The following is a 6,674-nucleotide window of genomic DNA, read 5'->3' as shown; positions in this document are numbered from 1 at the left end:
AGCGGCCCGAAGCGCTCAATGCGCTCGACCTGGGGATGGTACGCGGCCTGCGCGAAGCGCTCGAGGCGTGGCGTGATGAACACGACGTCGAACGCATCCTGCTCGAGGGCGCGGGTGATCGGGGGTTGTGCGCCGGCGGCGACGTGCGGGGGCTGGCCGAGAGCATCATGTCCGGCAATGCCGAGGGCGCCGGCACATTCTTTCGCGAGGAATACGCGCTGAACGCCGCCATCGCCGAGTACCCGAAGCCGATTGTGGCGCTCGCGGATGGCGTCACGATGGGCGGCGGCATCGGCCTCGCCGGTCATGCCGCCGTTCGTATCGTGACCGAGCGCTCGGCGCTCGCAATGCCCGAGACGCGGATCGGGTTCACGCCGGATGTCGGGGGCACCTGGCTGCTCGCCCGCGCCCCCGGACGGCTGGGAGAGTATCTCGCCCTGACGGGCGGGACGATGACGGCGGCCGACGCGATCTACGCCGGATTCGCCGACCTGCTCGTACCGTCCGAGCGGTTGGACGCCGTGCGCGAAGCCCTCGAATCGCGGGCCGACCCGGGCGGTGCCACCGAGGTCGCGATGCTGTTCGACGAGTCGCCCGAGCCGTCGGAGCTGGCTCGCCGTCGGCCGTGGATCGACTCGGTTTTCGCGGCCCCCGACGTGGCGTCGATCGTCGCGGGCCTCCGCGAGCGGCCCGAGCCCGAGGCATCCGATACGGCCGACCTGCTCGAAACGCTGTCTCCGACCGCGCTGACTGTGACGCTGGCCTCCGTTCGCGCGGCCCGCACCGACCCGAACCTGCGCACCACGCTCGAGCGCGAGTACGGGCTGGCCATGTGGTTCGCCCACACCCAACCGGACCTGCCGGAGGGTGTTCGCGCGCGTCTGATCGACAAAGACGGTGCGCCGCGCTGGCGACCGGAGTCGCTGGCCGAGCTGCCGGACGACCTCGCCGAGCAGGCGTTTGCGTTCCGCACCGACGTGCCGCTCTGGGGCTGAGGGCGCCTGAGGGCTGACGCTCGGGCGCGGTATCCCTAGAGTGACCCTATGGAACGGTCGGAACCCCCGCACCGCAGACGCCGCTACTCGGTGGGTGTGGCGCTGGACTGGTTCTTCTTCGTCTTCGCGGGGCTGGCGGCCATCTGGCTCGCCTACCTCGGGTTCACCGAGACGTTCCGCGTCGGATGGTGGGGCATCCCGTTCGCGATCGTGTTCTGGGTCGTGCTCGCCTATCTCGTGCTGCCGAGGCTGCATCGCATCCTCACGACGATCTACGTTCCCGACTATTTCATCGGCCGCACGCGTACGAGCGACGGGTTGCTGGGCGACCCGGTCAACCTGGCCTTCCGCGGCACGGCGGAAGAGATCGAGGCTGCGCTCCAGGCCGCGGGATGGCGACGCGCCGACCCGGTGACCCTCGCGTCGTCGTGGCGGATCATCACGTCCACGCTCACCAAACGGAGCTACGACGAGGCACCCGTGAGCCCCCTGTTCTTGTTCAGCCGGCAGCAGGATTTCGCCTACCAGCAGGAGGTCGACGGCAGCCCCACGCAGCGCCACCACGTCCGGTTCTGGAAATGCCCGGACGGATGGCTGCTGCCGGGCGGCACGCGAGTCGAGTGGCTCGCCGCGGGTACCTTCGACACGGCCGTGGGGCTCTCGCTGTTCACTCTGCAGGTCACGCACCGCATCGACGCGAACACCGACATCGAGCGCGACCACATCATCCAGACGCTCGTCGCGGCCGAGCCCACGATCCGGATCGACGTGATCAAGGACTTCTCGAGCGGCTATCACGCACGAAACGGCGGTGGCGACACCATCCGTACCGACGGTGATCTGCCGATCGTGGATGTCTCGGGTGTGCCGGTGCCGGTCGCGCAGACCCTGCTTGCTACCGAGGGGAGTGTCCCATGACGAAGACCCCCGAAAAGCGCCCGGCATTCGAATCGCCCAGCGACCTCGTGCGCCCCGTGGGCTACGACCCTGACATGCCTCGCCCGGCGGCGATCAGCGCGGGTGCCGGCTTGGTGATGCTGCGGGTCATCGCGGGCTTTCTGTGGCTCACCGCCCTGGCCTTCAACTGGGGCGACGTCGCGCACAGCATCGAGGTCGAGCTGGGCGATGATGTGGAGCTGCCGGAGGATCTCAAGGCCATCGGGCTCGTGCTGATCCTGACGGTCGGCGGGATCGCCACGCTGCTCGAGGGCGTCCTCGCTGTGTTGATCTATCGGGGACACAACTGGGCGCGTGTGCTCGTCATGCTGTACGCCGTCGTGTCGATCTCGGCGGCGTTCACGACGTGGTGGGTCGGTGGCCAAGACATCCGGATCGAAACGACGCTCGTCACCCTGAGCCTCGACATCCTGGTTCTGCTCGCTCTCTCGAGCCGGCAGGCCGCGGCGTATTCACGGCGTCGTCAGCGACGCTGAGCGGCGCCTCCCAGCCAGCGGGCGTTAGCCTGGAGTCCGCCCATGCGGCGGCGGAGGAGGCAGTGCAGTGTTCGACAGTCCCCTCTCGACCTCTGCCTACGGTGTGCTCGGCGTCGAACCGGATGTCGACGACGAGCAGCTGCGCAAGGCCTATCGTCAGCGCCTACGTGCGACGCATCCCGACACCGGAGGCGACTCGGCCTCGTTCGGCCGGGTGCAGCGCGCTTGGGAACTAATCGGCACGCCGGAGGCCCGTCAGGCATACGACCGCGGCCACGGGTTCGCGACGTTCAGCGCCGATGGCGATGCCGATGCAGGTGCCGGCGCGGACCCGTCCGGTTGGCGTCCGGCGCGCCCGAGCGCCGACACCCGACCCCGCGCGCGGGCACACGGTCACCCGGGCGGCTGGCGGCGCGAGCGCTACCTCACGCTGATGCGCGAGTGGGTCGGCCGCGGTATCCCTCTCGAGGATCCCTATGCCCCGGCCCTGGTGCGATCGGCCCCGCACGAGATCCGCCGCCTGCTGGCGGACGCGCTCGCCGAAGAGGCGACCGCACGTATCGTTGCCGACCTCGGAATGGGCTTCACGGTCTGGCACGATGTCGCGGCTTCCGGCCGTCGGGGCGATGACCCCGACGCGAAGCTCGACCACATCGTCCTCGGCCCGAGCGGGCTCTACGGGGTGTTGTCGGAGGACTTCGGTGGGCCCGTGACGCTCCGACGCGGTGAACTGCAGGGCGATGACGTCGAAGGATCACCGATCGGCGACCTGATCGCACGGATGCGTGTGGTCTCGCGCGCCGCCGGGGTGCGCTTCAGTGGCGCGATCGTCGTGCTGCCCGACGACGATCTGCCGCAGGCGATCCTCGACGCCGGCCGCGTGCGGGGGCTGCCGGTCGTGGTGTGCGGTCGGGCCGCGCTCGCGACGGTGCTGCGCCGTGGCATCCCGGGCGCGCGGGACATGGGCGGCAACGAGGTCTTCGACGTCCGCACCCGGCTGCAGCAGAGCGTGCGTTTCGTCTGATCGTCGCCGCTCGCCCGCGGCTCAGTCGGCGATGCCGAAGAGTTGGAGCGGATGCGTCAGACGCCACCACGGGCTCGGTCCCTCGACCTCTGCCGCGAGAAGCGCCTCGACCTGGGCCTCGCCGATCGGTCCGCTGATGGTCACGGTCCCCACGGACGCGCCGTCCGCCCAGTCGTCACCGAGGGAGAGGTCCGAGGCGGCAGAGGAGGGGGATCCGTTCCAAAGGATGACCGATCCGTCCGTGGCCGTCACGATGTCGACAGGATCGGCCCACAACGTCGATACCGTGCCGACGATCGAACCCGCGGGCAGCGCGATCGTCGGGGCGAGTTGCGCGTGGAGACCGTTCAGCAGATCGCGCGCGGCCGCGAAACGTGTCTCGCTGTCGGGTTGCCCGAGCACCGAGGCGTACGCCCGCACGGTCGTGTCGCCGATCGTGATGTCGCGCGCGGCCAAGAGGTTGTAGTCATCGAAGAGCAGACCCGTCTTGACGCCCACGATGCCCGGCTCGCCCAGGAGGGCGTTGGTGTTCTCGACCAGACCGGCGCCGGGAAGCTCCACCGAGGGCTTGGCGACGATCTCGGCGATGACGGGATTCGCGAGAGCCCGGCGGGCGAGGGCGACGAGCGCGGCCGGTGTGGCCGTGTTGCGGGGGCTGATGCCCGACGAGTCGACGACGGTGATGCCCGCCAGCCCGTGCTGGGTGAGCCACTGCATGGCCGCTCGGGCGTAGACCGCGTCTGAGGGGTAGAGGCCGTCCACGAGCTTGTCGGCATAGTTGCCGGCGGAGCCGATCAGCATGCCCTCGAGGAGCTGGTACTGCGTCAGCGTTCCACCGACGGGAACGTCGAGCGCGGACTCATCGGCGGCGAGCGTGTTCTGGTAGGCCGTGCGGTCGGCGCGCGTGAAGGTGTACTCGGGCCCCGTCTCGCCGACCGCGAGCGGGAGGGCGTCCAGAACGACGAGTGCCGTGATGACCTTCGTGATGCTCGCCATCGGAACGGCCTCGTCCGAACTCGCGGCGGTCGTGCCGAGTCCCTCCACGCCCAGAGAAGCCGACCCCGCGGCAGGCCAGGCGGGGCTTGCCGCTGGAGCCGCCGCTGTCTGCGCGGCGACCGCATCGACGCGGGGGGCGACCGCATAGAGCGGCCAGACGAGCATGGCGACCACGTATACGAGAACCAGACCCACGACGCTGCCGAGCGGCACGAGCACACCCGGGCGGAGCGGGGAACGACGCGGCCACCGTTCGATGAGTTCCGGATCCGGGGCGATCTCGGGCTGGGCCACGGTCGCCGTGCCGTCGTCGCGCACCCAGGCGAGCGCTCGCGTGGTCGTGGGAACCTCGGTCGCAGGTGGATCGGTGATGGCTGGCTCTGCGACGACGGTGGGTGCCGCGGTGGGTTCGACAGCGTGGTCGACAGCGGGTTCGACGGGGGGTTCCACGGTCACGTCCGTCGCGCCTGTTTCTTGCCGACGCAACGCCCGCCGAGTGAGCACGGGCTCGTGCGGCGGGTCGTTCGAAGTCATTCGCCTACGGTACCGCGACAGCTATACTCATCCCGTCAACCACGGGAGTCCGGTGTGCCGGGCTGAGAGGAAGCGACCACGCTTCGACCGTCGAACCTGATCTGGGTCATGCCAGCGCAGGAAGGAGCACTAATGAGTACGTCCACGTCCACATCTGCCCCCGCGTCCACCGGGCGCCGCGGATTCGCTGCCATCACCTGGCGCTGGAGGGTCGTCGACATCGTCGTCGCCAGCGTCATCGGCGTCGCATGTGCCGCGATCTTTCTCGTTTGGAACATCGGATACGAGGGCCCGAGTTCGATCCTGTCGCCGCTGCTTCCCGGTCTGCAGGGTCTGCTCGCCGGTCCCTGGCTCATCGCGGGCGTGCTGGGCGCCCTGATCATCCGCAAGCCCGGTGCTGCGCTGTACACCGAGCTGCTCGCGGCCGTGATCTCGGCGCTCGTCGGCAACCAGTGGGGTCCGCTGACGATCGTGTCGGGGCTCGTGCAAGGACTCGGCGCCGAGATCGTCTTCCTCCTCTTCGCGTACGCCGTCTGGCGCCTGCCCGTCGCGATCCTCGCGGGTGCCGGTGCGGGGCTCGCCTGCGGAATCAACGACCGCATCCTCTGGTACGCGGGTGCCGACACGACCTTCACCCTCGTCTACATCGCCGCCACGACCGTCTCGGGCGCAGTGATCGCGGGTGCTGGTGCGTGGTTCATTGCGCGGGGCCTGGCGGCGACGGGTGCGCTCAGCCGTTTTGCCTCCGGACGCGAGGTCACGCGGCGCGTCTGACGTGACGGATCCTTCGATCGCGCCGCGGGCGCTGATCCGACCCGTCTCAGTCGAGGCGCGGGGCTGGGGCTGGCGCTTCGCCTCGCGTCTTGACTGGGCCGTGGTGGATGCCTCGTTCCGCATCGAACCGGGCGAGCGCGTCCTGTTGCTCGGCGCATCCGGGGCGGGCAAGTCGACCCTGTTGCACGCGCTCGCCGGGGTGCTCGGGGGCGACGACGAGGGCGAGTCGCGCGGTGAGCTCACGATCGATGGTTCGCCCGCCGCTCGCGCCGGGGGTCGGGCTGGGCTCGTCCTGCAAGACCCCGACAGTCAGGCGATCCTGGCGCGGGTCGGGGACGACGTGGCGTTCGGTGCCGAGAACCTCGGCATCCCTCGTGACGAGATCTGGCGCCGGGTGCGTGAGTCGCTCGATGCGGTGGGGCTGGACGTGCCGCTCGATCGGTCGACCTCCGCCCTCTCGGGTGGGCAGAAGCAGCGCCTCGCGCTTGCGGGCGTGCTTGCGATGCGCCCGGGGCTCGTTTTGCTCGACGAGCCGACCGCCAACCTCGACCCCGAGGGTGTTCGCGAGGTGCGCGACGCGGTCGAGCGTGTGGCCGAGCGGACCGGTGCGACGCTCATCGTCGTCGAGCATCGGATCGATGTGTGGTTGCCGCTGGTGGACCGGGTGATCGTGCTCGGCGAGACGGGCGGGGGCGAGATGGGCGGGGGCGAGACAGGCGGTGCCGAACACGATGGTGCCGCCGTCGGTGTGCTCGCCGACGGCGCCCCCGCGGACGTTCTCGGTGCACTCGGGCCCCGCTTGGCCGTGGGTGGCGTCTGGGTTCCGGGCATCCCTCCGCGGCATCCCGCGCCACCCGTGCTCGCGCCCGGTCCGGTCGTTCTCGAGGCCCGCGACCTGACGGTCGGTCGGGTCAAGGG

Annotated in this window: 7 protein-coding genes and 1 riboswitch; of the genes, 6 read left to right on the top strand and 1 reads right to left on the bottom strand. The window is 70.1% G+C overall.

All coding sequences use genetic code 11. The features are described from left to right. The 4 genes from MIC448_RS07475 to MIC448_RS07460 all read left to right on the top strand — a co-directional run. Nucleotides 1-995, top strand: a 995-nt coding sequence (locus MIC448_RS07475; protein WP_036297990.1) for an enoyl-CoA hydratase/isomerase family protein, incomplete at its 5' end; no start/stop codon positions are given. Nucleotides 996-1,043: 48 nt separating this feature from the next. Beyond that, nucleotides 1,044-1,913 carry an LssY C-terminal domain-containing protein gene (locus tag MIC448_RS07470; RefSeq protein ID WP_051513332.1) on the top strand — a complete coding sequence of 290 codons (870 nt, stop codon included), beginning with the start codon at nt 1,044-1,046 and terminating at the stop codon, nt 1,911-1,913. Next, a complete protein-coding gene (locus MIC448_RS07465) occupies nt 1,910-2,428 on the top strand; it encodes a hypothetical protein (protein ID WP_036297984.1) in 519 nt (172 codons plus the stop codon). Before MIC448_RS07470 ends, MIC448_RS07465 begins: the two co-directional genes overlap by 4 nt. Before the next feature lie 67 nt (nt 2,429-2,495). After that, nucleotides 2,496-3,452: a J domain-containing protein gene (locus MIC448_RS07460; protein WP_036297981.1), complete on the top strand. Its 957-nt coding sequence runs from the start codon at nt 2,496-2,498 to the stop codon at nt 3,450-3,452. A 21-nt stretch (nt 3,453-3,473) separates the two neighbouring features. Here MIC448_RS07460 and MIC448_RS07455 read toward each other — a convergent pair whose 3' ends face one another. Then, nucleotides 3,474-4,982, bottom strand: a complete 1,509-nt coding sequence (locus MIC448_RS07455) for a D-alanyl-D-alanine carboxypeptidase family protein (RefSeq protein ID WP_036297979.1) — start codon at nt 4,980-4,982, stop codon at nt 3,474-3,476. 31 nt (nt 4,983-5,013) lie between these two features. Continuing rightward, nucleotides 5,014-5,122, top strand: a riboswitch (TPP riboswitch). Between MIC448_RS07455 and MIC448_RS07450 the strand changes: the two genes are divergently transcribed. Both MIC448_RS07450 and MIC448_RS07445 read left to right on the top strand, forming a co-directional pair. Then, entirely contained in the window at nt 5,115-5,756 is a 642-nt protein-coding gene (locus tag MIC448_RS07450; protein ID WP_036297976.1) for an ECF transporter S component, read from the top strand. It overlaps the preceding riboswitch by 8 nt. 1 nt (nt 5,757) lies before the next feature. After that, a partial coding sequence (locus MIC448_RS07445) for an ABC transporter ATP-binding protein (protein ID WP_243419923.1) occupies nt 5,758-6,674 on the top strand: 917 nt, incomplete at its 3' end.

This window comes from Microbacterium sp. C448 (genome assembly GCF_000582705.2).
Classification (GTDB): domain Bacteria; phylum Actinomycetota; class Actinomycetes; order Actinomycetales; family Microbacteriaceae; genus Microbacterium; species Microbacterium lacus_A.
The sequence above is the reverse complement of the archived record's forward strand: the minus strand, read 5'-3'. Positions and strand labels throughout refer to the sequence as shown.